This window comes from Aeromonas sp. 19NY04SH05-1, from assembly GCF_040581895.1.
Classification (GTDB): Bacteria; Pseudomonadota; Gammaproteobacteria; order Enterobacterales; family Aeromonadaceae; genus Aeromonas; species Aeromonas enteropelogenes.
In genome coordinates, this window is the sequence record NZ_CP095328.1 from 2,048,723 (window position 1) to 2,073,168 (window position 24,446).

Here is a 24,446-nt window from a genome sequence, read left to right on the forward strand (position 1 = left end):
CAAAAGGTGTCAAAATAGTTGATTGGCTGTATTTTTATTACGCACTGATCTCTTGCATGCCCGGCTTACTCATCCAGGGTCAGCACCACCTTGGCTTCCTTATCCTCCTCCTTGACCTGACTGTCGAGTACGAACAACCGCTCCGGTGCTATGCCCTGGTTATCGACCAGATACTCCTTGGTATTCTGGGCGCGGCGCATGGCCAGATTGCGCAGGGATTTGGCGGTGATCAGTTGCTGATCCCGCAGCAGGATCACCGCCTGGGCCCGCAGGGGAGCACTCTCTTCATCCATATGAAGGCGATCGGCCAGCTCCCCCAGATCTTCGTCAAAGCGCGCCTCGTAGGCATCGGCCAGCGCGGCCTGCATGGCGGGGTCTTGCTCCAGCAGATTGAGGTCGACCGGGTTGCCGGTGATCTTGGCCAGCACCCGCTCCAGCTTCTGGCGCTGCAATATGGGACGCTCTTCATTGAAATTGACCCTGCCACGAATGTTCAGGCTGAGCTTGGGACGCTCCTTGAGGGCCTGGGCCAGTTTGGCCAGCTTCGCCTGCTGGGTGGGGGTCAGCTCGGGGCTGCCGGGCAGGAAGGGAAGCTCGTCCAGATCTTTCGTGCCCCCAGCCAGGGAAGCCAGCAGGGAGAAGGGGGAGGTAATGGCCTTGCTCAGGGTGTTGCCGAGCACGTTCCAGAAGATGTTGCCGAGGCTGAAGTCGGGCTGATCCAGATCCCCTTTGACTTTCAGGTTCATCTGAATGACGCCGTTGGCGTCGCTCAGCAGGGCGACGGCCAGCCCCAGCGGCAGATCCTTGGCCTGCTCGCTTTTCACCTTCTCTCCCAGCTGCAACTTCTTGATGATGATGTCGTTGTCACCTTCCAGCTTGCTGCCCTGCAACTTGTAGTTGAGCTTCATGGAGAGCTGACCCTTGTCGATGGCGTAACCGGCATAGGTGGTGGAGTAGGGGCTGAAGGTGGTGAGTTCCAGATTGGTGAAGGTGACGGCCACATCCATCACCGGGTGCTCGATGAGCAGGTTGGTACCCCCGCGAATGGTGACAGGTGCGTAGCGATCCACCTTGCCGTTGAAAGAGAGCTCCGAACGTTGGCCCGGGATATTGCTGATATGGCGGCTCTGGCCGTTGAGGGAGGCAATATCTGCCACAAAATCCGAGCTCAGGCTGCGATCGGCAAAGCGCAGGTTGCCCTGCTCGGTGCGGATCTGGCCTATGGTGACGCGGGGGGCCGGGCCGCTGGCGGGCTTGTCGCCGGCAGGCTGTGGCAGCAACAGTTGCTGGAGGTTGGTGACGCGATCCTCGTTGATCTCGATGCGAGCGAAGGGCTTGCGCAGCAGGATATCCTCAATATTCACCTGCTGGCGGATGCCGTCATAGTGCAGGTCGCTCAGTTGCAGGCGCTCAATCTGCAGCAGGCGCTGGTTGTCGGCCCGATCCAGCACGTTGAGCCTCTCGATGTCGAGCCCGCCGCTCACCTCAAGTTTGCTGAGATCTCCCTTGGCATCGGTGGCCAGGGCAAGCTTGGTGTGACTGGCGAGCAGGCCGTCACGCACGCTGATGCGCAGCAGATCCTGCAGATAAGGCTGGGCCCATTTGAGGGGCAGTCCTTGTTGCTTGAGCTCCCCGTCGAGGCTGAAGGGGTCAAGGACCAGGGCGCCGTTAAACCCCAGCGAGCTCGGTTTTTTGGTGCCCTGGCTATTGAGGGTTGCCTGCAGGGTGAGGGGGCTGCGCTGAGCACGCTCGCTGCCCAGCGGGCCGAGAGTGAGATCAAGGTTTGCGAGCTCCCGCTGCAAGGGCTTGCCGCTGCTCGATTCGGTCAGCTTGAAGTTGCCCTGGGTGATCTTGCTCTGTTTGAGCGTCCACTGCCAGGGCTTGCCACCTTCGGCCTGCTTGCTTGCTTTTTTGCCTGCCGGTTTGGCGGCAGGCTGCGGGATTAGCAACGCGGCCAGATCCAGCTCCTGTTTGGCATTGAGATTGGCGGTGAGGGACGGGGCGCTCAAGGCAAGCCGCTCGGCCTTGAACGACTGTGTGGTGCCATCAAGCGCGATCCCGCTCAGGGCCAGCCGCTTGAAGCGGGCAAATTCGGCCCCTTTCGGGTGTTGCAACTGCCAGTTGTCCAGCTGCAGCTTGCCCTTGCTCAGCTGCCAGCCCAGCCCCTGTTTGCTCTGGTCGAGGCGGTAGTCAAATTCGGCACTGGCGCTCCCTTTGGCCAGATTGACCTTGAGGTAGGGAGCCCAGAGCGGGGCGAAGGGGGCCAGCGCCAGCTTGCCGAGGCTGACGCTCCCCTTGCCGGCCCCGGTCAAGAGATCGAACTGGCCGCTCGCCTTGAGCGGGCTCTGTTTGTTGAGGGTAGCGCTCAGCTGAAAGTGGTTGGAGCCCCCCGTTGCCGTCGTGAAGCCTGGCAATTGCAAGTCAATGTCACTAAGCGCAAGGGTGGGCACCCAGCCTGGCGCGCTGGACTTGCGGCTGTCCAGGTAAACGACATCTCCCTCGTGCGCCGCCAACTTATTTATTTGCAGGACGAGCGGAGTGTCACCACTGTCAGCGGTCGTTTCGCTGGGGCTCAGGACCCGGGTGAGGGCCTCGGTCAGGTTGAAGCGGACTCCCTCCTTGTTGTCGGCAAGGCGCACCAGGGTGATGGTTGGCTTGGTGAGGGTGGCATCGCTCAGGATGATGGCGCGCTGGCGCCAGCTTTCGCCGAAGGCCGGTATGACCTGCAATTGCTCGAAGGTGACGATGGGGTGTTGCTTGTCATCAAGCAGGGTCGAGGGGCCTATGGTGAGTGACGGGGAGCGCAGGGTGACGTCAATTTCCCCCAGGGTGAGGTTCAGGCCGTAGTGGGTGGCCAGCCAGTCAGGCAAGTAACGCTGGGTGAGGGTCGGCGCCTGCCAAACCAGGATGCCAAGGGCGATGAACAGGGCGGCGCACAGATAGAGGGCGTAGCGTAGAAGGCGGGTGCGCAGGGGCTTGAGCATGGGGGTCTCCAATTGATGCGCACAGGATAACAAATTGTCGAGGCACAATCATGGTGCCACTTGATGCTGCACGCCGTACTTTGTCCAGAGTTGGGTCAATTGTCCATTTTTCTCGAGTTTGTTCAGCCAGGTTTCCAGTTGATCCGTAGTGATGCTCGCCGTGGGGCTCAGCAGGGCCCTGAGCAGGTAGTGCTGATCCCATTTGTCAGAGTAAAAAAGCTGCGCCGCCTGCTCCGGGAACTGGATTCGGAACTGGTTCAGGTAGGAAAAATTGAGAATGACCACTTCACCGCGCCCCTTGAAGAGCCCTTGCAGGGCGCTGATGTTGTCCTTGACCAGGGTGATGTTGAAGCGGCGTTTGAGCTCTTCCGGAGAGGCATTCCAATCGGCGATGCCGTAGTGATAACCGCTGACGCCGATCAGTTGGCGCCTGGCGATATCCTTGAAAAAGGATTGATCCCGGTTGGGTTCCCTCAGGGCGACATACTTCTCGCCGCCCAGCAGCAGTGGCCGGGTCATGCGCACCGCGCCGGCATCCCAACCCCAGCGGATCTCTTCAAACAGGATGAGGGAGTAGCGACCAAGGGCCATGGCCCTGCTGCGGTGAACGGCGGAGGTGGGGACGAAAACAAAACGCACCTCCTGCTGGGCCTTGTTGAGCAGTGCGATGAGATCCAGCGTCAGTCCGCTATAGCGGTTTTCTCCCTCCTTGACCACGAAGGGCGCGTAGGGGTAGCCACCGACCCGGATCAGGGGATGGCCCCATGCCGTAGAGCAGAGCAACAGCAGTAACCAGCACCAGCGTGTCATGGGATGTCCCGAAAGGGGGAAATGATCCCAGATTCGGTTAATCTGCGCTGGTTTTCAAGCCGTTAAGGGAATTAACGCAGCGCTGCTCGGCCGCGTCCAGCTCGGCCATCACCATCTGGATATCTTCGAGCTGCTGGCGCAGTACCTGGCGCCTGGAATCGATCAGCTGGATCATGGAATGGAGCTGGTTTTTGCTCGAGCGGTCGGTGTCATACATGTCGAACAGCTCGCGGATCTCCGCCAGCGTAAAGCCCAGCCGCTTGCCACGCAGGGTCAACTTCAGGCGGATCTTGTCCTTGTGGCGGTAGATGCGGGATTGCCCCTCCCGGGTCGGGGTGAGCAGCCCTTCATCTTCGTAGTAGCGGATGGTGCGCGGCGTAATGTCAAATTCGTGGGCCAGCTCGGAGATGCTGTAGGTGATCTCCTTGCCGGGCAGGGCATTGGCCATGGTGATGGACTCCAGTTAGTGAGGGGATGGCTGGCAAAGCCGTGCTCGCAACCGCTCGGCATTGGCATGGAGGGCCTGACCGACCCGGGAGCCGTTGGGGCGACCGAGCCGCTCGCTCACCCACTGACCGGTGGCGGCCAGCTTGTCGAGATCCACCCCGGTACTCATGCCAAGGCCGTGCAGCAGGTAGACCACCTCCTCCGAGGCGACATTGCCGGAGGCGCCGGGGGCATAGGGGCAGCCGCCGAGCCCGGCTACCGAGCAGTCGATGGTGCGGATGCCGCGCTCCAGCGCTGGTAGCAGGTTAGCCAGCCCCTGGCCATAGGTGTCGTGAAAATGCACCGCGAGCCGGCCAGCCGGGATCTCGTGCAGTACCGCATCCAGCATGGTGGCGACCGTGCCCGGGGTGCCGACGCCTATGGTGTCGCCCAGGGATATCTCGTGACAGCCGAGATCCAGCAGGCGTTCGGCCATGGCCGAGACCCGCTTTGGTCGGGTGGGGCCGTCGAACGGGCAGGCGATCACGGTGGAGAGATAACCGCGCACCTTGATGCCAAGCTGGCGCGCCTCCTGCACCAAAGGTGCGAAGCGCACCAGCGACTCCTCGACGCTGATGCCGATATTGGCCCGGGTAAATCCATCCGAGCAGGCAGTGAAGAGGCCAATCTCGTCGGCGCGGGCGGCAATGGCCGCCTGCAATCCCTGCAGGTTGGGCACCAGGGCACCATAGCGGGTCGGGCCCTTGCGGGGCAGTGCCGCAAACAGGGCGGCGGAATCCGCCATCTGGGGCACCTTCTTCGGGGAGACGAAGGCCCCCACCTCGATCCGTTGCAGGCCGCTCTCGGCCAGCCGCTGGATAAGCTCCAGCCGCTGCACCAGGGACAGGGTATTGGCTTCATTCTGCAGGCCGTCCCGCGGCCCCATCTCCACCAGGCTGACCCTGTCGTCCCTCACGTCATGTTCCCTCGTCATCGACTGCTCTCCTGACTGTCCGTCGACTGATCCCCGGCAAATCGCACCAGCATGGCTCCCTGGCTCACCTGCTCCCCCTGCCTGCACTGCAGGGCCTCGATTATCCCGTCCCTATCTGCCCGCAAGACATGTTCCATCTTCATCGCCTCCAGCACCAGCAGGGGTTGCCCCTTATTGACGTGCTGGCCTGCCTCGACTTGCAGCGCCACCACGATGCCGTGCATGGGGGCAATCGCGCCCCTGGCGGCATCCGCACCCTGATCATGGTGGTGCTGATGGCGTTGATCATCGGCCGAGAAGCGAATGCGTTGACCGGCCAGCTGCAGCACATAATCGCCCCCGGTCAGCGAGTGGATGGGGTAGCGCTGCCAGCTCCCCGCCTGCTGCAGACGGATATGATCGGCGCCCAGCTCATAGGCGTGTGGCTCCTCTTGCCAGAACAAGGTGCCCGCACGCTCATGCAGGGTCACGACCTTGGCCTCCTCGCCAATTCGCACCGCCGCCGCAAAGCTTTTGGTCTGTCCCAGACGAAAGCCGACGGCCTGTTGCCAGGGAGAGGAGCCGGTGGGGCGACTGGCGAGCCAGAGAGCGGCGAGCGGCCAGGCGAGCTCTGGAATGACCCGTGACTCGGTCGGAATGGGCCACTGGGTGTGGTGGCGCATTGCCAGCACCTCGGGCTCTTCACACAGGCGCAGCAGCAGAGATCCATTGTGCACCAGAGGACCCAGCTCCAGCGCCGCCAGCGCGTCGGCCAGGCTGGCAAAAGCCTCGGCGCGGCTCTGGCCGTGGGCGATCAGCTTGGCGATCATGGGGTCGTAATAGGGGCTCACCGCATCGCCGGCGGCAACGCCGGTGTCGATGCGTACCCCGTTCGGCCAGTTGAGCCACTCGATGGGGCCGCTGGCGGGCAAAAAACCGGCTGCCACATCCTCGGCGTAGAGGCGCGCCTCCACCGCGTGGCCTTGCAAGCGCACCTCCTCCTGGGTGAGCGGCAGCGCTTTCCCCTCGGCTACCGCCAGTTGCCAGGCCACCAGATCCTGGCCGGTGATGCACTCGGTCACCGGATGCTCTACCTGCAATCGGGTGTTCATTTCCATAAAGAAGAACTCCTCCCCGCACAGCAGAAACTCGATGGTGCCGGCGCCCCGGTAATCGATGGCCCGGGCGGCAGCCACGGCCGCCTCGCCCATGGCGCGGCGCAGGGAAGGGGAAATGTCGGGGGCGGGAGCCTCTTCAATGACTTTTTGGTGGCGGCGCTGCAAGGAGCAGTCCCTGTCCCCCAGATAGATGGCATTGCCAAGGCTGTCGGCAAACACCTGCACCTCCACATGGCGGGCCTTGGCCAGATAGCGCTCAAGGAGCACGGTATCATCGCCGAAGGCGGCCAATGCTTCCCGTTTCACCGCCGCCAGCGACTCGTCAAAGGTCTCTATCTGCTCGACCCGACGCATCCCCTTGCCGCCGCCGCCGCTGGCCGCCTTGATAAGGAGCGGAAAGCCGGTCAGTCGCGCCTGCTCGCGCAACACCTCGGGTGACTGGTCCGCGCCGTGGTAGCCCGGCAGCACGGGCACGCCTGCCGCCTGCATCAGCGCCTTGGCGCCGGATTTGTCGCCCATGGCGAGGATGGCGTCGCCGCTTGGCCCAATAAAGCGCAGGTTTTGCTGCTCGCAGGCGTGGGCAAAGTCGCTGTTCTCCGACAAAAAACCGTAGCCCGGATGAATGGCATCAGTGTTGGCCTCTTTGGCGATGCGCAGCACCTTGGCTGTGTCGAGGTAGCTTTCGCGCGCAGGGGCGGGCCCCAGATGCCAGGCTTCGTCGGCTTCGCGCACATGCATGGCGCGGGCGTCCGCATCCGAGTAAAGGGCGATGGTATGGATGCCGAGCCGGCGGGCTGTCTTGATGATGCGCACCGCGATTTCACCGCGATTGGCGATGAGCAGTCGTTTGATGGGGCTTATATGAGTCATGTTTCATCCTTGAAACGGGGACGCCAGGCGGGGGGCCGTTTGTCGAAGAAGGCCTGCATCCCCTCCTGGGCTTCGAGACCGACCCGCACCCGGGCGATGGTCTCGACGGTTCTCTCTTCATGAAGCGCGGGCGCGTGGTGTTCGATGGCGGCCAGCAGTCGCTTGGTCTCCTTCATCGCCTCCGGGCCGTTGCGACACAGCCGCAGGGCCAGGGCCCGCCCGTCGTGCAGCAGTTGTTCCGGTTTGCTGAGCCGGTGCACCACATTGAGCCGGCAGGCGGTGATGGCATCGAACGGTTCGGCGCTCAGCATGTAGGCGCGGGCCTGGCGCATCCCCATGGCGCGTACCACGTAGGGGCTGATCACCGCAGGCACCAGCCCCAGGCTTACCTCGGAGAGGCAGAAGCGGGCATCGTCGCTCGCCAGCACCAGATCGCAGGCGCAGATAAGGCCGAGCGCCCCGCCGTAGGCGGCGCCCTGCACCAGGGCAATGGTGGGGAAGGGGAGCTCGTCCAGGGTTTGCATCAGCCGCGCCAGCACCCGGGCATCCTCCCGGTTGTGCTCGAAATCCGCGTGGGCCAGATTGCGCATCCAGTTGAGATCGGCGCCGGCGCAAAAATGTTTGCCCTCCGCCCGCAGGATCAGGGCGTGAGGTCGCTCGGCGAGGGATTGCCCGTGGCGATGGGCCAGATCGTCGAGGCAATCGAGCAGCCCCAGCATGAGATCGTCATCGAAGGCGTTGTGGCGGGCCGGACGCGCCAGGATCAGCTCGATCAGCGGGCCGTGCCGCTCCAGGCGAAAACCGGCCAGGGGGTCATTGCAGATTGGGTCGGACATGTCGAACTCCTTACATCCGGAAGATGCCGTACTGTTCCGGGCCCATCCCGGCCCCCTGGCAGGCAGCCAGTGCCAGCGCCAGCACGGTGCGGCTCTGGGCGGGGTCGATGACGCCGTCATCCCACAGGCGGGCGCTGGCGTAATAGGGGTGGCCCTGTCGTTCATACTGGTCGATCACCGGGGCGCGGATGGCGGCAGCCTCCTGCTCGCTCAACATTTTTCCTTCCGCGGCCAGCTTGTCCCGGCGCACCTGCACCAGCACCCCGGCGGCCTGCTCGCCCCCCATCACCGAGATGCGACTGTTGGGCCAGCTAAAGAGAAAGTCTGGCTCATAGGCGCGACCACACATGCCGTAGTTGCCGGCGCCAAAGCTGCCGCCGACGATCAGGGTGATCTTGGGCACCCGGCTGCAGGCCACGGCGGTAACCAGCTTGGCGCCATGTTTGGCGATCCCCTCTTTTTCCGCTGTGCTCCCTACCATAAACCCGGTGATGTTCTGCAGGAAGAGCAGCGGGATGGTGCGCCGGTTGCAAAGCTGGATGAAGTGGGCTCCTTTCTGGGCGCTATCGCTGTGCAAGACTCCGTTGTTGGCGAGGATCCCCACCTTCATGCCCGCAATCCGGGCGAAGCCGGTCACCAGGGTAGTGCCGAACAGTGCCTTGAACTCGTCAAACTCCGAGCCATCCACCAGGCGGGCGACGAGCTCGCGGGCATCGTAAGGACGCTTGAGGCTGGTACCTACCAGGCCGTATAGCTCCTCAACCGGATAGCAGGGTTCCTCGTAGGTAGGGGAGCGCGAAGCGACACCCGACACCGGGAACGGGTCTTCGCCCGGATCGCTCGCCCCCAGGTTGCGAACCAGAGTGCGGGCGATGGCCAAGGCATGGGCATCATCGCGGGCCAGGTGATCGGCGACGCCTGAGTGGGCGCAGTGCACCTCGGCGCCGCCGAGGGCTTCTGCGCTGATCTCCTCGCCGGTCGCTGCCTTGACCAGCGGCGGGCCAGCCAGAAAGATGGTGGCCTGTTCCTTGACCATGATGGACTCGTCCGCCATGGCGGGTACATAGGCGCCGCCTGCGGTGCAGAGCCCCATCACCACCGCCAGCTGGGGGATGTTCTGGGCCGACATGCGGGCCTGGTTGTAGAAGATGCGACCAAAATGATCGCGGTCGGGAAAGACCTCGTCCTGCATCGGCAGAAAGGCGCCGCCGGAATCCACCAGATAGAGGCAGGGTAGGCGCAGCCGCTCGGCGATCGCCTGGGCCCTCAGGTGCTTTTTCACCGTGAGCGGGTAGTAGGTGCCCCCCTTCACGGTGGCATCGTTCACTACCAGCATGCAGAGCCTGTCCGAGATGAGCCCGATGCCGGTGATGATGCCGGCGGCGGGCACCGGCTCGTCATAGACCTGCCAGCCCGCCAGCGCCGAGAGTTCGAGAAAGGGGGAGCCCGGGTCCAGCAACTGGTTGATGCGCTCGCGGGGCAGCAGCTTGCCGCGGGCCTGATGGCGGGCGTTGTTGGTGGCGCCGCCACCCTGGGCTATCTCCTCCAGACGGGCATTGAGATCGTCGACCAGCGCCTGCATGGCGGCTCGATTGGTCGCATATTCCGGGCTTGCGGTATCGAGGCGGGAGTGAAGTCTGCTCATGCGTCTGTTCCCAGTTGCAAATGACTGCCGATGGCTGTGACTGGATCGAGGCGGTTCATGCGTTGTCTCCCATCAGCTCGCGGCCAATGAGCCAGCGGCGAATTTCCGAGGTGCCAGCGCCAATTTCATAAAGCTTGGCGTCCCGCAGCAGGCGGCCGGTGGGGTATTCGTTGATGTAGCCGTTGCCCCCCAGCAGCTGAATGGCATCGAGCGCCATCTGGGTGGCGTTTTCAGCGGCAAACAGGATGGCGGCGGCGCAATCCTTGCGACTGGTGTGACCGGCGTCGCAGGCGCTTGCCACCGAGTAGACCAGGGCCCGGCTGCTGGCCAGACGAGTGTACATATCGGCCAATTTTCCCTGCACCAGCTGAAATTCGCCGATGGCCTGGCCGAATTGCTTGCGCTCGCGCACATAGGGCAGCACCACGTCCATGCAGGCCTGCATGATGCCAAGGGGGCCGGCCGCCAGCACCACCCGCTCGTAATCGAGGCCGCTCATCAGCACCTTGACCCCGCCATGCAATGGGCCGAGCAGGCCCTCTTGCGGAATGCGGCAGTTGTCGAATACCAGCTCACAGGTGCTGGAGCCGCGCATGCCGAGCTTGTCGAGCTTCTGGGCGGTAGTGAAGCCCTTTGTGCCCGCTTCGACGATAAAGGCGGAGATCCCCTTGGGCCCGGCGCTGGCATCCGTTTTGGCATAGATGACGAAGGTGTCGGCATCCGGACCGTTGGTGATCCACATCTTGTTGCCATTGAGTACGAAGTGATCGCCATCGCGCTCGGCCGTGAGGCGCATGCTGACCACGTCGGAGCCGGCTCCCGGCTCGCTCATGGCCAGCGCCCCCACATGCTTGCCGCTGACCAGATCAGGCAGGTAGCGCGCCTTCTGATCAGGGGTGCCGTGGCGGTGGATCTGGTTGATGCAGAGGTTGGAGTGAGCGCCGTAGGAGAGGCCGACCGAGGCGCTGGCGCGGCTCACCTGCTCCATCACCAGCACATGGGCAAGATAGCCGAGGTTCACCCCGTCATACTCCTCTGCCACCGTGATGCCGTGCAGCCCCAGCTCCCCCATCAGGGGCCAGAGATCGCGTGGAAAGGCGTTGCTCTGATCGATCTCGCCGGCCCGCGGCGCGATCACTTTCTGGCAGAAGGCCGCGACCTGCTCGGTCAGGGCGCAGAGGGTCTCATCCATCACTGCATGCATCCTTGCTCTCCTTCGGTGGGACAACTGACCTGCTGGTGTGGCTCCCCGGGAGTGGCAGCGCCAGACTGGTCAGTCCATTCGTGCCTAAGTTTACGTTAGCGTAAACGTAAATCAATTGTTAGTCTAAGGTAAAATCCAATCCGGGCGACGGCAAACCTGCTGGCCTTTCTGGTCAGGAGCGCGTGCCGGATGGATGAACGGATAGTGGCGGGCCATGCTGGTCGTGCCCATCAAGAACGTGAAAGGGAGTGCAAACAGCAGATGGACTTTACCCTGACAGACGATCAGCAGGCCTATGTCGAGGCGGCGACCGCCTTTGCCAACGAGGCGCTCAAACCCCATGCCGCCTGCTGGGATCGGGAGCACGAATTCCCCATCCCCACCATCAAGCAGGCGGCGGAGCTGGGTTTTTGCGGCCTCTACACTCAGGAGCAATATGGCGGTCTCGCGCTCTCACGGCTCGATGCCAGCCTTATTTTCGAGCGTCTCGCCATGGGGTGCACCTCCACCACGGCTTATCTCACCATCCACAACATGGTGAGCTGGATGCTGGGCAGCTGGCTACCAGCCGATGTCGCCGAGGTGTGGGTACCCAGGCTCGCCAGCGGCGAGTTGCTGGGCTCTTATTGTCTCACCGAACCGGGGGCGGGCTCCGATGCTGCGGCTCTCAAGACCCGCGCCGTGCGCGATGGGGATAGCTATCTCATTGAGGGCAACAAGGTGTTTATCTCGGGGGCAGGCAGCACGGATGTGCTGGTGGTGATGGCGCGCACCGGTGGCGAGGGGGCGGGGGGGATCTCCGCCTTTATGGTGCCGGCGGACACGCCTGGCGTGAGTTATGGCAAGGCAGAAGAGAAGATGGGCTGGAACAGCCAGCCGACCCGTGAGGTGGCCTTCAACGGCGTGCGCATCCCCGCCAGCTACCGGCTGGGCCAAGAGGGGGAAGGCTTCAGGTTTGCCATGCAGGCCCTCGATGGCGGGCGTATCAATATCGCCACCTGTTCGGTGGGCACCGCCCAGCAGGCCCTCGATGACGCGCTGGCCTATGTCCAGCAGCGCCAGCAATTCGGGCGCCCGATCAGCGAATTTCAGAGCGTGCAGTTTCGTCTGGCCGACATGGCCACCGAACTGGCCGCCGCCCGCTTGATGGTGCGCCAGGCCGCTGACAAGCTGGATCGGGGCAGTCCGGACAAGAGCGCCTGGTGCGCCATGGCCAAGCGCTTTGCCACCGATGTGGGCTACCGGGGCTGCGACGAGGCTCTGCAACTCTTTGGCGGCTATGGTTATATCCGCGAGTATCCGCTGGAACGCTACCTGCGCGATACCCGGGTACACCGTATTCTGGAAGGGACCAACGAGGTGATGCGGCTCATCATCGCCCGCCGTCTGCTGGCGGACGCCGGTCTGGCGCTGGGGTGACGGGCATGCTCCCGGTGTGCGGGATCGCTTTGTGAGCCAGACCCGGTTTGGTGCCATGCAACCCTGTCATCATGGGACAGGTTTTTTGACAAGGACAACGCAATGACAAGGATCAGGCTCGAATATCATGGCCACGTCGCCTATATCACCCTGGATCACCCCCCCGCCAACACCTGGACCCTCGCCAGCCTGCAGGCCTTCTTGCAGATGATGGTGGAGCTCGACAGTCGTCCCGATGTGGTGGCCCTGGTGATCCGCGGGGCGGGAGACAAGTTTTTCTGCGCCGGCGCCGATCTCAAGATGTTTGCCGATGGCAATGTGGAGCATGCCCGCGAGGTGGCCGAGGCGTTTGGCAAGGCGTTCGAGGCACTGACCCGGTTCCACGGCGTCAGCATCGCCGCTATCAATGGCTATGCCATGGGAGGTGGGTTGGAAGTGGCGCTGGCCTGCGACATCCGCATCGCCGAGCAGCAGGCCCTGCTGGGGTTGCCGGAGGCCTCGGTGGGTTTGCTCCCCTGCGCCGGTGGCACCCAGCGGCTCACCGAGCTGGTGGGGCCGGGTTGGGCCAAGCGGATGATCCTGTGCGGCGAAAAGGTCAATGCCACCCTGGCCTACGAGATGGGGCTGGTGGAGGAGGTGGTGAAAACCGGCCACGCCTGGGAAGCCGCCCACCAGATGGCGCAGCTGGTGGAACGTCAGAGCCCGAGCGCCCTGCGCGCCTGCAAGACCCTCATCAATCAGGGGCGCAGCGGCCCCCGAGATGCAGCCCTGCCCCTTGAGCGCAGCCTGTTTCTCGAGCTGTTTGCCGACGCCAACCAGCGTGAGGGGGTCGTTGCCTTCCTGGAGAAACGGCCGCCCCGTTGGCACTACGGTGCCTCTACCAACGTTTCACCCAATGCCCAAGATGGAGCCCCTCATGAGTGAACCGGTCAAGGTCAGTTGTTATCCCACTAGCGATGGCCGGCAGATTGGTGTGTTGACCCTCGACAGTCCCGCCTCGCTCAATGCGTTAAGCCTTGAGATGATCCAGATCCTGCAGCGCACTCTCGTAGAGTGGCAGCAGGATCCCTCCATCGTCTGCGTCTTGCTGCAAGGGGCCGGTGAGAAGGCCTTCTGCTCCGGCGGCGATATCCGCTCTTTTTATTACCGCAAGCAGGAGGCGAGCGAGTCGGCACTGTTTGGCTATGCCCGCGATTTTTTTGAGCAGGAGTATCGGCTCGATCACCTGATCCACTGCTATGACAAGCCACTTGTCTGCGTGGCGGATGGCATCTGCATGGGGGGCGGCATTGGCCTCTTTGCCGGTGCCGATTTTCGGGTAGTGACCGAGAAGAGCCTGTTCGCCATGCCGGAGGTGACCATCGGCCTCTATCCGGATGTGGGGGCCAGCTGGTTCTTGAGCCGGATGCCGGGGCGCCTCGGGCTCTGGCTCGGCCTCACCGGCGCCCGCTTCAATGGCCAGGATGCCATTGCTCTGGGGCTCGCGGATCACGCCATCGCCAGCCGTGAGCGGGAGGCGCTGCTGCCTCGGCTCGCGGCGCTCGACTGGTCCCAAGCCAGGGATCCCCGCGATCAGGTCGATCAACTGCTGCAAGGGCTATATCGCGAGGTGCTTGCCGCACTGCCCGAGCCAGTGGTTTTGCCCCATCAAGCCAGAATTGATGCCCTGCTGGCGGGGCGTACCTTGCAAGGGGTACTGGATCGCCTGTTCGATGCCCGCTTCGATCTCGAGTCCGGTGAGGGGAGTCTGGCGCAGGCACGCGATACCTGTCGCAGCGGCAGCCCCATCAGCCGCGCCATCCTGTGGCGCCAATACTGGCAGGCCCGCCGCCAGTCGCTCGCCGAGGTGTTTGCCGATGAGTTGATCCTCTCGGTCAACTGCGTGCTCAAGGGGGATTTTGTGGAAGGGGTGCGGGCGCTGCTTATCGACAAGGACAAGTCTCCCCGCTGGCAGCCAGCCCAAACGGGGGAGGTATGGCTGGATGCCTTCTATCGCTGGCCAGATGGGACCAATCCCCTGCTGCCTTAAGAGAGTGGGAAGGTGCGCCGGACAAGGGACAACGCAAGGAGCAAAGGATGACAAGAATAGGATTTATCGGACTTGGCAACATGGGGGGCCCCATGGCTGCCAACCTGGCCCGGGCGGGTCACAGGGTGCAGGTGTTTGATCTGGTGCACGAAAGCGTGAATCGGGCGATCGCCGCCGGTTGCATCGCTGCCGCAGATGCCCGGGAGGCGGTGAGCGACTGTGAGGTGGTCATCAGCATGCTGCCCGCAGGGGAACATGTGCGGGCCCTCTGGCTTGGCGAAGATGCCGGAAAGGGGGGCGGTCAGGATCTGCTGGCGGCCTTGCCGGTGGGCACCCTGGTCATCGACTGCTCCACCATAGATGTGGCCTCGGCTCGTCAGGTGGGGGAGGCAGCCAGGGCACGCGGCATCCGCTTTATCGATGCCCCTGTATCGGGGGGCGTGGCTGGGGCGGCGGCCGGAACGCTGACCTTTATCGTGGGGGGCGAGCCTGCCGATTTTGAGGCCGCCAAACCCGTGCTCGCCCACATGGGGCAGAACCTGTTTCATGCCGGTGCCCTCGGGGCGGGGCAGATCGCCAAGATGTGCAACAACATGCTGCTCGCCATCCACATGGCGGGCACCGCAGAAGCGCTGGCCCTCGGGGTGAAGGAGGGGCTGGACCCTAGCGTGCTTTCCACCATCATGGGCAAGAGTTCTGGCAACAACTGGAGTCTGGAGCGCTACAACCCCTGGCCCGGGGTGATGGAGAACGCACCGGCCTCCCGCAACTATCAGGGGGGCTTTATGACCCGGCTGATGGTGAAGGACCTGGGGCTGGCCATGGCCCTGGCCGAACATGCCCATAGCGCCGTGCCCATGGGAGCGCTCGCTCGCAACTTGTTCAACCTGCATGCGACGCAGGGGCAGGATACGCGAGATTTTTCCAGCATCGTCGAGCTTTATCTGGACAAAAAACAAGACAGCTAGCGGCGCCGTTGCCATCACCCGAATAACCCAGTGACAACACAAGGAGCATGCATGGACATCAAGCAGAAGGTCATCACCATCACGGGGGCAGGACGGGGACTTGGCCGGGCCATCGCCCTGAGTCTGGCAGAGCAAGGTGCCCAGTTGGCGCTTATCGACGTCAACCGCGCCGATCTGGAGGTGACCGAGGCCGAACTGCGCAGCCGGGATGGCCAGTGTGGCCTGTTCGTCTGCAATGTGGCGAGCGAACCCGAGGTAGAGGCGACCTTTGCCGCGATCAAGGAGCAATACGGCGCCTTGCATGGCCTCATCAACTGCGCCGGCATCCTGCGGGACGGCATGCTGATCAAGGTAAAGGAGGGAGTACTGCAAGAGAAGATGAGTCTGAGCCAGTGGCAGAGCGTCATCGACGTCAACCTGACCGGCACCTTCCTGTGCGGGCGAGAGGGGGCAGCCTTGATGGCGCAAAGGGGGCAGGGGGGCGTCATCATCAACGTCTCGTCCATCGCCCGCGCCGGCAATATCGGCCAGAGCAACTATGCCGCCAGCAAGGCGGGGGTGGCCTCGCTGGTGGTGACCTGGGCACGGGAACTCTCCCGTCACGGCATCCGGGTGATGGGGATCGCCCCTGGGGTATTTGCCACCGACATGACGGCTGCGATGAAACCGGAGGCGATGGCCCGCATGCAGCAGGCCATACCTGTTGGTGTGCTGGGGGAGGCGCGCCAGCTGGCCGAGACGGTGCAGTTCATCCTCGCCAATGACTACTTGTCGGGGCGGATGATTGAGCTCGACGGCGGCCTGCGTTTGTAACGGCGAGCAGAAAAATCCCCGGTCTGGTAGCCGGGGATTTTTTATGCAGCCAGGTCGAAACCGAGGCGACTGCATACCGCTGAATAGATAAGTTCGAGTCCCTTTTGTTTTGCCAAATTATCATAAATATCAATGGGTCTTGCTTAATTTGACTCAGCTCACAGGCACTCATGGTCAGTGCTGTAAAATTGCGCGCGGTCAAGGTGGCGCATGATTGATGGCACGAAGGATTGCGGCCGGAATAATCATGCAATATAGTTGCCGCCTTTTTCACGGGGTATGGATTTCTCGCCCCTCCCATATCGCGTGCAGTATGAATAGGGACGCTCTGCCGCCGCCTAATTAAACAGGATTGAGATGGACAAGAAACTAGGGCTGGGCGCCCTCATTTCGCTGGTGATCGGCTCCATGGTCGGCGCCGGGGTTTTCAGTCTGCCACAAAACATCGCCGCCCACGCCAGTGCCGGGGCCGTCGCCCTGGGTTGGACCATCACGGGCATCGGCATGATCTGTCTTGCGCTGGTCTATCAGAACCTCTCCATGCGCCGCCCGGATCTCGATGGCGGTATCTTCAGCTACGCCAAGGCGGGTTTCGGTGACTTCATCGGCTTCAACGCAGCCTGGGGCTACTGGCTCTGCCAGCTGCTGGCCAACGTCTCCTACGCCATCGTGGTATTCAGTGCGCTCGGCTACTTCTTCGATACGCCGGACAACGTCATCTTCGGTGACGGCAACACACCGCTGGCCATCACGCTCGCCTCCATCCTGATCTGGTCGGTGCATGCTCTGGTGCTGCGCGGGATCCAGGTTGCCGCGCTGGTCAATATCGTGACCACCATCGCCAAGATGGTGCCCCTCATCGTGTTCTGCGTCGCCATTTTGCTGGCTTTCAATCTGGATACCTTCAACCTGGATATCTGGGGGCAGGGCAATCCCGAGCTGGGTTCAGTGATGGAGCAGGTCAAATCGACCATGAAGGTCACCCTCTGGGTCTTCATCGGGATCGAGGGGGCCGTGGTGGTCTCTGCCCGTGCCCGCCATCGCAAGGATGTGGGGCGCGCCACCGTGCTGGCGCTGCTTGGTGCCCTGGCGCTCTACGTGATGGTGACCCTGTTCTCCCTGGGGGTGATGAACCAGCCCCAACTGGCCCAGCTCAAGAACCCGTCCACCGCCATGATCCTGGAAGCAGTTGTCGGTCCCTGGGGGGCCTGGCTCATCAACATCGGCTTGGTGATCTCCGTGATGGGGGCGCTGCTGAGCTGGACCGTGCTGGCGGCCGAAGTGCCCTACATCGCGGGCAAGACCGGCGTGTTCCCGGCCTGGTTCGCCAAGGAGAACAAAAACGGCTCACCCCAGGTGTCGCTCTGGTGCTCCACCTGTCTGGTGCAGATCTTCCTCATCATCATCTACTTCCAGAGCAGTACCTATCTGGCGCTGGTCAACATCGCCACGTCGGCCGCTCTGGTGCCTTATGTCTTCTCCGGTGCTTATGGCCTCAAGCTGGCACTCAAGGGCGAGACCTACGAGGGCCAGCCTCATCAGCGTAAGCGTGACATGCTGCTGGCCCTGGTCGCTACCGTATACGGCTGCTGGCTGGTCTATGCCGCCGGGGTGGAGTACCTGTTGCTGGTGGCGCTGCTCTACAGCCCGGGTATCTTCATCTACTGGAAAGCCCGTCAACACCATGCCCTGCGCCGCCTCAACCGGCTGGAGCAGGGGATGACGGCTGCCCTGCTCGGGTTTGCCGTGCTGGCCTTCTACAAGGTGATGGACGGTACCATTCCCCTCAATTAAACGGCACAATGAAGAGATGGCCTGATGGCCATCTCTTTTTTTATGCGCAGCATGAGCCAGTGCGTGGCTGCGCCGTTTCGTAAGGAATCTTTATGCTGTTTATGGGTTATCTGCTGCTGGGGGCCTTCGCCGGCATGCTGGCGGGGCTGTTCGGGATCGGCGGCGGTCTCATCATAGTGCCCGTGCTGGTACTCAGTTTTCATGCCCAGGGGGTGGCGCCCGACATCGTGACCCACCTGGCCCTCGGTACCTCGCTGCCCACCATGATTTTCACCGGCTTCAGTTCGCTTCGGGCACACCAGGAGGCGGGCGCAGTGGACTGGGTGATGATCCGCCGCCTCGCTGTCGGCATGCTGCTGGGGGCCTGGCTTGGTGGCATGACCGCCAATCTGCTGAGCGCCAGCACCCTCAACATCATCATCGGCTGCTTCGCCTGGACCATGGCGCTACAGATGGGGCTCAATCTAAAGCCCAAAGCGGAGCGTCAAATGCCGGGGCCGGTGGGCACCGGCATTGCGGGCTCCATTATCGGCTGGATGTCAGCGCTGTTTGGCATCGGTGGCGGCTCGCTCACCGTGCCTTATCTGAGCTGGAACTCGGTGCCGATGCGCAACGCAGTGGCAGCGTCTGCGGCTTGCAGCATGCCCATCGCCTTTGCAGGCAGTCTCAGTTATCTCTATGCCGGTTGGGGCAACCCGGATCTGCCCGAGTGGAGTCTGGGTTACATCTATCTGCCGGCCCTCGTCGGCATCGTGCTCACCAGCACCCAGTTTGCCCGGGTGGGGGCCAGATTGGCGCACCGCCTCTCGCCCCAGCGCCTCAAGCAGGCATTTGCCCTGTTGATGCTGCTGGTGGGGGCGAAATTTATGCTGTTTAGCTGATCTGTTCGGCAGATTGTTGAAAAATAAGGCAAACGAACTGCCGAGGTGCAGAAAGCCGTTGCATTGATACGCCAGTTTGCCTATTCTCCTCGCCGGTGGTCCTATTGGTCCTCTCGCATTGATAACCCGTCGACCTGGTCAGGACCGGAAGGTAGCAGCCAAGGCGGGGGACTCGAGTGCCGGGATGTGGCTGGTAGGGCCACCACTTGTTTCTGCAATTCAATAAGTTACAGCTAATCACCCCCTTCAGACCTCTTGGTAATCCACTTTGTGTGGATAGTTAAGCACGCTTCCTGGCGACTCTACCGTTCCCTTTGCATGATCTCTGGCAACTACCGCAAGCTGATCCAGTGGCTTCATTGTGCTCGTCGTGGTGCGAATTTGTACTTATCCAGCCGTCATTCTCCTCATTGCCCATTGCCCATTGCCGCGGTCAGTAGCACCCGCTCAACCTGGATAGTAGTCAGAACTCTGCGCTCCCTGGTTAAAAGAGAAAGCGTTGCTCAGGGGACCGATAGCTCCTGACAATCAAAAAAGCCATCGACTTGGCAAAGTACCCGGATTGAATGGCACGCGAAGATGCAAAAAAGAGTAAAACCGGGCGTTGTTTCCCAAATCAGCCAGCAAGTCATGACTTCGCCAGCCCCAGGTGACCGCTACACTCGGGGCTGTCTGACAGGTAGTTCCAGGGTATTCAGTTTGTTTATGGCGCTGACATACGCCATGACTTCTCCCACCTGGCCATTGTAGTTACGCAGACTGATTTTCCCCGTCAGCAACTGCTTGAACCGATACATCGCCGTCTCTGCCAGTGAGCGACGGTGATACCCCGATATCTTCTTCCAGTGCGCCAGCCCTTCCTTGCGTATCACCAGCACAGCGTCATTTCTTGGATGTCCTTTTTTCCATAACCCCGCGCTCTTGCGAGGCGGGATACGGGCTGTCGCCCCTTTGCGCGAGATAAGCTGATGGCTGGCCTTGCTGTCATAGGCGCCATCTGCATAAACTCGTCCCAGCTTGCGCCGTAGTGGATTGAGCAAGGTCGGCAACACCTCGGCATCATGGACATTTTCCAATGACACCTCCGCCGCCACGATATCGTGGGTTACCGGGTCTACCGCCAGATGCAACTTGCGCCAGACTCGCCGCTTCTCAGCGCCGTGTTTTCTGACCTTCCACTCGCCTTCACCAAACACCTTCAGCCCGGTTGAGTCGATAACCAAGTCGGTAATGCATCCCTTTGGGGGCTGTCGATAGGCCACTGTCACCGTACTTGCTCGCTTGCTGACACAGCTATAGTCCGGTGCGCACAACGGCACATTCATCAATTCGAACAGGGAGTCTAGTAGTCCCTGGGTTGCTCGCAAAGTGAGGTTGAAAATCCCCTTGAGCATCAGGAAGGTGGCGATGGTTTGGTCGGTGTAGAGCTGGTTACGGCCCCGCCGTCCATGATGGTCGTGGTGAAACCAGTTGCTCATGGCCTCGGCATCAACCCAGAAGGTGAGTGAACCACGATTAATCAAAGACTTGTTGTATTTAGGCCAGTTGGTGATGGGGTGAAGCGACGTGCCCATAATGCAGACTTGAAGAGGATGGTGGTGATCAGATCACCAAGTCCTCAGTTAGTTCCATTCAAGCTGTATCGATTTGGGCAACAACGCCGTAAAACCGCCCATCGGGGCGGTTTTATATGTGTGAGGTTTAGAACTTCACTTGATAGTTCAATGTGTAGGTTCGGCCACGACCCTTGTAGTCGTAGGCGGCCGGTTCATAGTGAGCCGAATAGACAATCTGGGCGCGTTGTCCCCAGATGGTGGTGTAGTCCCGGTCAAACAGGTTCTGGACGCCAAAACCCAGGCTCCCGATCGGAAGTTGGTAGCTGCCCAACAAGTCAAACACAGTGTAACCATTCAACTTGTTCTGTTCGCTGTCTTCGTAGTCAAACATGGTTTGGCTCTGCACCTTGAGCGAGAGGGCTGAACCATACCAGCCTGCCCAGGCGCTGGCTTTTGAGGTACTGGCTTCACCGGCGGTCATATCTTGCCAGTCGTTATCTCCCTTGATTTCAGAGACAACATAGTGGCCAGCTGCCCCCAACTGGATGTTGTCATGAACCCAGTAGGAAGCCATGCCTTCCAGGCCATACACGCGTTTCTTGTCTGCCAGCTCTTCGATAAGCAGGGTCTTTTTGTTGTACTCCACTGACTTGTCCGAGTTAGAGTAGTAGGCAGCAGTCTGGAAATTGAAACCACCCTGATCAAGGCGATAGCCAAGTTCAACGCTATTGGTCTTTATGCCGGACATTTTGGAGTCGTTGACGTTGATGCTCTTGTTGAGCTTCCAGTGATCGCCGACCCGGGTATATTCCCCCTGACCATAGTACTTGGCCGGATCGGCAAGATCGAAACCTTGCGAGAAGTTTGCCCATACCTGCGAGCTATCGTTCAGATGATAAATGGTGCCGAGGTTGAACAAGCCAACACTGTAGTCTGTCTCGCCCCCGGGCACGGCGTCTGCGGAAGAGCCTTTACCTGCGGCGATCCTCTGCTGCTGCTGATAACCGACAAAATCATCGATTTTATTGGTCATGTATTGATAGCGAAAGCCGCCTTCCACGATCCAGTCATCAGTGATGGCGTAGTCTGCCTGCACAAAACCGGCCACCGAGCCCACTTCAATGCCCGGATAGCGGCCGACTTGTGCATAGGTGCGGTTGAGAAGGTTCCCCGTATTATTTGCAAGGACAGGGTCATAGAGCGCCTGATTGCTTTCCAGTTTGTCCTGGTATGCATCAAGGCCATATACCAGGTTGAGTTTGTCAAATTTTTTCGCCAGTGCAGTCTTTACCGAAAAAACGTCGCTAATTTGCTGGCCCGATGAGCTGAAATAAGGGGTATAGGTCTGATCTTCCTTGCGATAGGAGGCTTCGGTGATCAGCTGGTGACCCAAAAACTTATCATCAATATAAGATGTGCTGAGCATTACCCGCGTCGTGCCATGTTCGCGATCCGAGTCGAAGCCTTTTCTTACGTCAATAAAGTCGCCATTTTCAATATATAGACCATAAGGGGAGTCCTGTTGGCTGTCATAGTATTGGGCCAGCAGGTTGAGGTGTTTGGTATCTGACAGGTTGATACCCACAGTTGTCAAGAAATCAACGGTCTGATTGAACTGCAGTGAACCTTGCGAAATATCCGGCGTAATGATCTCGCCATCGGCATCAAAAAAGCCTTGTGATTCCGAGTAAACGACGGAGGTGCGTGCTTTTACCTTGTCATTTCCTCCAGAAATAGATTGGGCGAGCTTGTAGTCAAGGTCTTCACCCGAGTTAAAGCCGGAGGTGGTGCCGACATAGGATTCAAACTCGAGTTCTTCATTCGTTGCTTTTTTAGTGACGATGTTGATCACCCCGCCAGACGCGCCGGCACCATAGATAGAGGTGGCTCCTGACAACACTTCAATGCGCTCAATGTTGAATGGATCAATAGAGTCCATATAACGGCTGATTTGACGGGATGATTGCAGGGAAATGCCATCAATCATCACCAGCATCTTGCGCCCGCGCAGGTTTTGCCCGTAATTGGTTCGTGCTCCGCTGCTGATATCCAGGGAAGGAATCGATGATGCCAGAATTTCTCCTAAGGATTTACCACCACGGTACTCCTGTTCGATTCGTTCTGAATCGATATACCAGACTGTACCGGGAATATCGCTGATGGCTTTTGGCGTGCGACTTGAGACGACGACCATTTCATCGAACGAAGTGGACTCTGATGCTAGAGCAGGGGTCGTTAGGAGTGCACTTGCTACCGCTAATGCGGCTGTGGATAAGCGCAATTTTTCATTATTGACTTTCATTTCCTTCCCTATTTTATAGTAATAAATCCGTAAAAATCAGTTTTACAATGATGATAAGCAGTGTGTTTATCTAAAAATAATTTTTGGCAGTGCCAACTCAGAGCCGTTTAAATTACCCATTCGGTTGTATTTTTAAGTTCAGGCGTTAGGTAAATAACAGACTCTATATAGGCAATGGATACCCACCTGTTTTGCAAAGTGATTATTCACAAATACGTAATTTATAAATATCCTTCCATGTCATTTGTAGGTGATTCAAAGCAAGCACATCAAATTGATTTCGAGTGAGCACTAATGCATATGAAGAGTCTTCATGAGTGCCAAATACCGGGCAGCCACTCGGTGGAATATGAATATCTCGAGCGCTCGGCAAACACACATGGATAAAAGTGACAGCCATCATTGCTGCGCATAACCGGTGCCGACTGGCGCTCCATAACTAAAATGGAGAGCAGGTGCAATCACAGATAAGGCGGAGCTAACCACATGGGTGCATGATCCGTGTCGAGCCAGTTGCTATCAGGATCCATCCTCTTTCTCATTCTCTTGCAAACGAACAAATGATATTAATTATCATTTGAGCTTTCAACGGTTTTTTGCAATTTGGTGAACGCCGTCAACAAAGCATTAACTGCTCTATCTATCAGCAAGCTGGAGAGATCCCGCTGCCAGCAGGAAATGGGCGCTGTTTGATTTCAGTCCTTCTGAAAGGGGCGCTGGCGGTGGGATAGATCCTGCTCTCGAGGGCACAAAAGCCGTGTGCTTCGCAGGAAGGGGATCACGGTTATCCATCGCAGCCATCGAAGCACCGGTCATCTCGTTAATCCCTTGTCGGCGACTCTTCGTATGGCAAGGCCGTGCCGACCCGGTGGGCCTGCTCCAGTTCATCCATGTCGAGCACATATTCCCGGTTGTCCGCGAGGCTGGCTATTGCGAGATCGATGAAATGGCGCACCCGGGCGGGCTGGGCGGCGCGACTGCCGTAGTAGAGAAACAGGCCGTGCATCTGGGCCATGTGCTTGAGCAGCAAGGGCACCAGGCGGCCAGCGCGGATATGCGCCGCCGCCGTCGGCCCGGCCAGCTGGCCGATGACGTCGCCGGCCAGCACGGCCCCCAGCTCCACCATCTCGTCGTTGGTGGAGAGTGCCGGGCGCACCGGATGCTCCTGCAGTTCGTCCCCCATCTTGACGTACCAGGGGATCAGGCGTCCGTTGCCGGCGTGGCGAAAGGCACTGCAGCGATGCAGGGCAAGATCGTGCAGGGTGAGGGGCACGCCATATTTGCGCAGATACGCGGGGGCGGCGCAGATGATGAGCTGCATGGGGAACAGGCGGCGCGCGATCAGCCCCTCCTGGGGCGAGATGCCGATGCGCAGCCCCACATCGACCCGCTCCTCCACCCAGTTGCCGACCCTGTCATCGAGCTGGATATCCGGCTGCACATCGGGATAGCGCCGGCAGTACTCTTCCAGCAGCGGCCCTATGACCGTCTGCACCACGGAGCGCGGGCCCACTATTCGCAGCGGGCCGGCGAACTCCTCACGGGTCTGGCGCGCCGCCGTCAGGGCTTGCTGCAGGCCGAGCAGGGCAGGTTGCGCCGCCTCCAGAAATCGTTGCCCCTCTTCGGTCAGCGACATGCTGCGGGTGGTGCGATGAAACAGGCGCACCCCCAGATAGCTTTCCAGCTGCCCGAGCGCCTTGCTGGCGGCCTGGGGAGAGATCTGCTGGGCCTCGGCCGCCTTGCTAAGGCTGCCCAGCTCGGCCGTGTGCACGAAGGTGGTGATGGAGCGCAATTCGTTGATCATGGTCTGGCTCATGG

18 protein-coding genes and 1 other RNA gene are annotated in these 24,446 nt (G+C 60.6%); 8 read left to right on the forward strand and 11 right to left on the reverse strand.

Annotated elements, in window-relative coordinates:
- Nucleotides 1-65: 65 nt before the first annotated feature.
- Genes MRK42_RS09485 through MRK42_RS09520 form a run of 8 tightly spaced genes read right to left on the reverse strand, consistent with a single transcriptional unit; the run spans nucleotide 66 to nucleotide 10,866 of the window.
- Nucleotides 66-2,984, reverse strand: a complete 2,919-nt coding sequence (locus tag MRK42_RS09485) for a DUF748 domain-containing protein (protein WP_338612250.1) — start codon at nucleotides 2,982-2,984, stop codon at nucleotides 66-68.
- A 48-nt stretch (nucleotides 2,985-3,032) separates the two neighbouring features.
- Entirely contained in the window at nucleotides 3,033-3,794 is a 762-nt protein-coding gene (locus tag MRK42_RS09490; RefSeq protein ID WP_225632188.1) for an ABC transporter substrate-binding protein, read from the reverse strand.
- Between the two features lie 37 nt (nucleotides 3,795-3,831).
- Nucleotides 3,832-4,242, reverse strand: coding sequence for a MerR family DNA-binding transcriptional regulator (locus MRK42_RS09495; RefSeq protein ID WP_224209475.1), 411 nt, complete (start codon nucleotides 4,240-4,242; stop codon nucleotides 3,832-3,834).
- 15 nt (nucleotides 4,243-4,257) lie between these two features.
- Entirely contained in the window at nucleotides 4,258-5,214 is a 957-nt protein-coding gene (locus MRK42_RS09500; protein ID WP_338612251.1) for a hydroxymethylglutaryl-CoA lyase, read from the reverse strand.
- Nucleotides 5,211-7,181, reverse strand: a complete 1,971-nt coding sequence (locus MRK42_RS09505; protein ID WP_338612252.1) for a biotin carboxylase N-terminal domain-containing protein — start codon at nucleotides 7,179-7,181, stop codon at nucleotides 5,211-5,213. Before MRK42_RS09505 ends, MRK42_RS09500 begins: the two co-directional genes overlap by 4 nt.
- Nucleotides 7,178-8,017 carry an enoyl-CoA hydratase-related protein gene (locus MRK42_RS09510; RefSeq protein ID WP_042029139.1) on the reverse strand — a complete coding sequence of 280 codons (840 nt, stop codon included), beginning with the start codon at nucleotides 8,015-8,017 and terminating at the stop codon, nucleotides 7,178-7,180. The genes MRK42_RS09505 and MRK42_RS09510 overlap by 4 nt, the downstream gene beginning before the upstream one ends.
- 10 nt (nucleotides 8,018-8,027) lie before the next feature.
- The gene (locus MRK42_RS09515; protein WP_338612253.1) at nucleotides 8,028-9,662 is read right to left on the reverse strand and encodes a carboxyl transferase domain-containing protein; all 1,635 of its coding nucleotides are present in this window, start codon (nucleotides 9,660-9,662) and stop codon (nucleotides 8,028-8,030) included.
- A gap of 55 nt (nucleotides 9,663-9,717) precedes the next feature.
- Nucleotides 9,718-10,866, reverse strand: coding sequence for an isovaleryl-CoA dehydrogenase (locus MRK42_RS09520; protein ID WP_338612254.1), 1,149 nt, complete (start codon nucleotides 10,864-10,866; stop codon nucleotides 9,718-9,720).
- A 261-nt stretch (nucleotides 10,867-11,127) separates the two neighbouring features.
- Here MRK42_RS09520 and MRK42_RS09525 point away from each other — a divergent pair, with 261 nt between their 5' ends.
- From MRK42_RS09525 to ffs, 8 genes are all read left to right on the forward strand, one after another.
- The gene (locus MRK42_RS09525; RefSeq protein ID WP_338612463.1) at nucleotides 11,128-12,285 is read left to right on the forward strand and encodes an acyl-CoA dehydrogenase family protein; all 1,158 of its coding nucleotides are present in this window, start codon (nucleotides 11,128-11,130) and stop codon (nucleotides 12,283-12,285) included.
- A 102-nt stretch (nucleotides 12,286-12,387) separates the two neighbouring features.
- Nucleotides 12,388-13,209, forward strand: a complete 822-nt coding sequence (locus tag MRK42_RS09530) for an enoyl-CoA hydratase (protein WP_338612255.1) — start codon at nucleotides 12,388-12,390, stop codon at nucleotides 13,207-13,209.
- Nucleotides 13,202-14,314, forward strand: a complete 1,113-nt coding sequence (locus tag MRK42_RS09535) for an enoyl-CoA hydratase/isomerase family protein (RefSeq protein WP_338612256.1) — start codon at nucleotides 13,202-13,204, stop codon at nucleotides 14,312-14,314. Before MRK42_RS09530 ends, MRK42_RS09535 begins: the two co-directional genes overlap by 8 nt.
- A 47-nt stretch (nucleotides 14,315-14,361) precedes the next feature.
- A complete protein-coding gene (gene mmsB, locus MRK42_RS09540; protein WP_338612257.1) occupies nucleotides 14,362-15,282 on the forward strand; it encodes a 3-hydroxyisobutyrate dehydrogenase in 921 nt (306 codons plus the stop codon).
- Nucleotides 15,283-15,333: 51 nt separating this feature from the next.
- Entirely contained in the window at nucleotides 15,334-16,095 is a 762-nt protein-coding gene (locus MRK42_RS09545) for an SDR family oxidoreductase (protein ID WP_338612258.1), read from the forward strand.
- 357 nt (nucleotides 16,096-16,452) lie between these two features.
- Nucleotides 16,453-17,889 (forward strand): arginine-ornithine antiporter, encoded by a 1,437-nt coding sequence (gene arcD / locus MRK42_RS09550; protein ID WP_338612259.1) that lies wholly within the window; start codon nucleotides 16,453-16,455, stop codon nucleotides 17,887-17,889.
- 92 nt (nucleotides 17,890-17,981) lie between these two features.
- Entirely contained in the window at nucleotides 17,982-18,770 is a 789-nt protein-coding gene (locus MRK42_RS09555; protein WP_042029128.1) for a sulfite exporter TauE/SafE family protein, read from the forward strand.
- Nucleotides 18,771-18,872: 102 nt separating this feature from the next.
- Nucleotides 18,873-18,969: signal recognition particle sRNA small type (gene ffs / locus MRK42_RS09560), an RNA gene on the forward strand.
- 457 nt (nucleotides 18,970-19,426) lie between these two features.
- On the opposite strand, the gene MRK42_RS09565 is transcribed toward ffs, so the two are convergent.
- From MRK42_RS09565 to MRK42_RS09575, 3 genes are all read right to left on the reverse strand, one after another.
- On the reverse strand, nucleotides 19,427-20,344 hold the full coding sequence (locus MRK42_RS09565) for an IS5 family transposase (protein WP_354689022.1): 918 nt from the start codon (nucleotides 20,342-20,344) through the stop codon (nucleotides 19,427-19,429).
- Nucleotides 20,345-20,471: 127 nt separating this feature from the next.
- Complete coding sequence (locus MRK42_RS09570; protein ID WP_338612260.1) at nucleotides 20,472-22,628, reverse strand: TonB-dependent receptor; 2,157 nt, start codon at nucleotides 22,626-22,628, stop codon at nucleotides 20,472-20,474.
- An 820-nt stretch (nucleotides 22,629-23,448) separates the two neighbouring features.
- Entirely contained in the window at nucleotides 23,449-24,444 is a 996-nt protein-coding gene (locus MRK42_RS09575) for a LysR family transcriptional regulator (RefSeq protein ID WP_338612261.1), read from the reverse strand.
- Nucleotides 24,445-24,446: the final 2 nt, after the last annotated feature.

Bases quoted from the DNA above. Each gene is read 5' to 3' on its own strand.
- MRK42_RS09520 (WP_338612254.1), bottom strand. From the start codon at position 10,866: ATGCATGCAGTGATGGATGAGACCCTCTGCGCCCTGACCGAGCAGGTC.
- MRK42_RS09575 (WP_338612261.1), bottom strand. From the start codon at position 24,444: ATGAGCCAGACCATGATCAACGAATTGCGCTCCATCACCACCTTCGTG.
- MRK42_RS09495 (WP_224209475.1), bottom strand. From the start codon at position 4,242: ATGGCCAATGCCCTGCCCGGCAAGGAGATCACCTACAGCATCTCCGAG.
- MRK42_RS09490 (WP_225632188.1), bottom strand. From the start codon at position 3,794: ATGACACGCTGGTGCTGGTTACTGCTGTTGCTCTGCTCTACGGCATGG.
- MRK42_RS09545 (WP_338612258.1), top strand. From the start codon at position 15,334: ATGGACATCAAGCAGAAGGTCATCACCATCACGGGGGCAGGACGGGGA.
- MRK42_RS09570 (WP_338612260.1), bottom strand. From the start codon at position 22,628: ATGAAAGTCAATAATGAAAAATTGCGCTTATCCACAGCCGCATTAGCG.
- MRK42_RS09525 (WP_338612463.1), top strand. From the start codon at position 11,128: ATGGACTTTACCCTGACAGACGATCAGCAGGCCTATGTCGAGGCGGCG.
- MRK42_RS09505 (WP_338612252.1), bottom strand. From the start codon at position 7,181: ATGACTCATATAAGCCCCATCAAACGACTGCTCATCGCCAATCGCGGT.
- mmsB (WP_338612257.1), top strand. From the start codon at position 14,362: ATGACAAGAATAGGATTTATCGGACTTGGCAACATGGGGGGCCCCATG.
- MRK42_RS09565 (WP_354689022.1), bottom strand. From the start codon at position 20,344: ATGGGCACGTCGCTTCACCCCATCACCAACTGGCCTAAATACAACAAG.
- MRK42_RS09530 (WP_338612255.1), top strand. From the start codon at position 12,388: ATGACAAGGATCAGGCTCGAATATCATGGCCACGTCGCCTATATCACC.
- MRK42_RS09515 (WP_338612253.1), bottom strand. From the start codon at position 9,662: ATGAGCAGACTTCACTCCCGCCTCGATACCGCAAGCCCGGAATATGCG.
- MRK42_RS09555 (WP_042029128.1), top strand. From the start codon at position 17,982: ATGCTGTTTATGGGTTATCTGCTGCTGGGGGCCTTCGCCGGCATGCTG.
- arcD (WP_338612259.1), top strand. From the start codon at position 16,453: ATGGACAAGAAACTAGGGCTGGGCGCCCTCATTTCGCTGGTGATCGGC.
- MRK42_RS09485 (WP_338612250.1), bottom strand. From the start codon at position 2,984: ATGCTCAAGCCCCTGCGCACCCGCCTTCTACGCTACGCCCTCTATCTG.
- MRK42_RS09535 (WP_338612256.1), top strand. From the start codon at position 13,202: ATGAGTGAACCGGTCAAGGTCAGTTGTTATCCCACTAGCGATGGCCGG.
- MRK42_RS09510 (WP_042029139.1), bottom strand. From the start codon at position 8,017: ATGTCCGACCCAATCTGCAATGACCCCCTGGCCGGTTTTCGCCTGGAG.
- MRK42_RS09500 (WP_338612251.1), bottom strand. From the start codon at position 5,214: ATGACGAGGGAACATGACGTGAGGGACGACAGGGTCAGCCTGGTGGAG.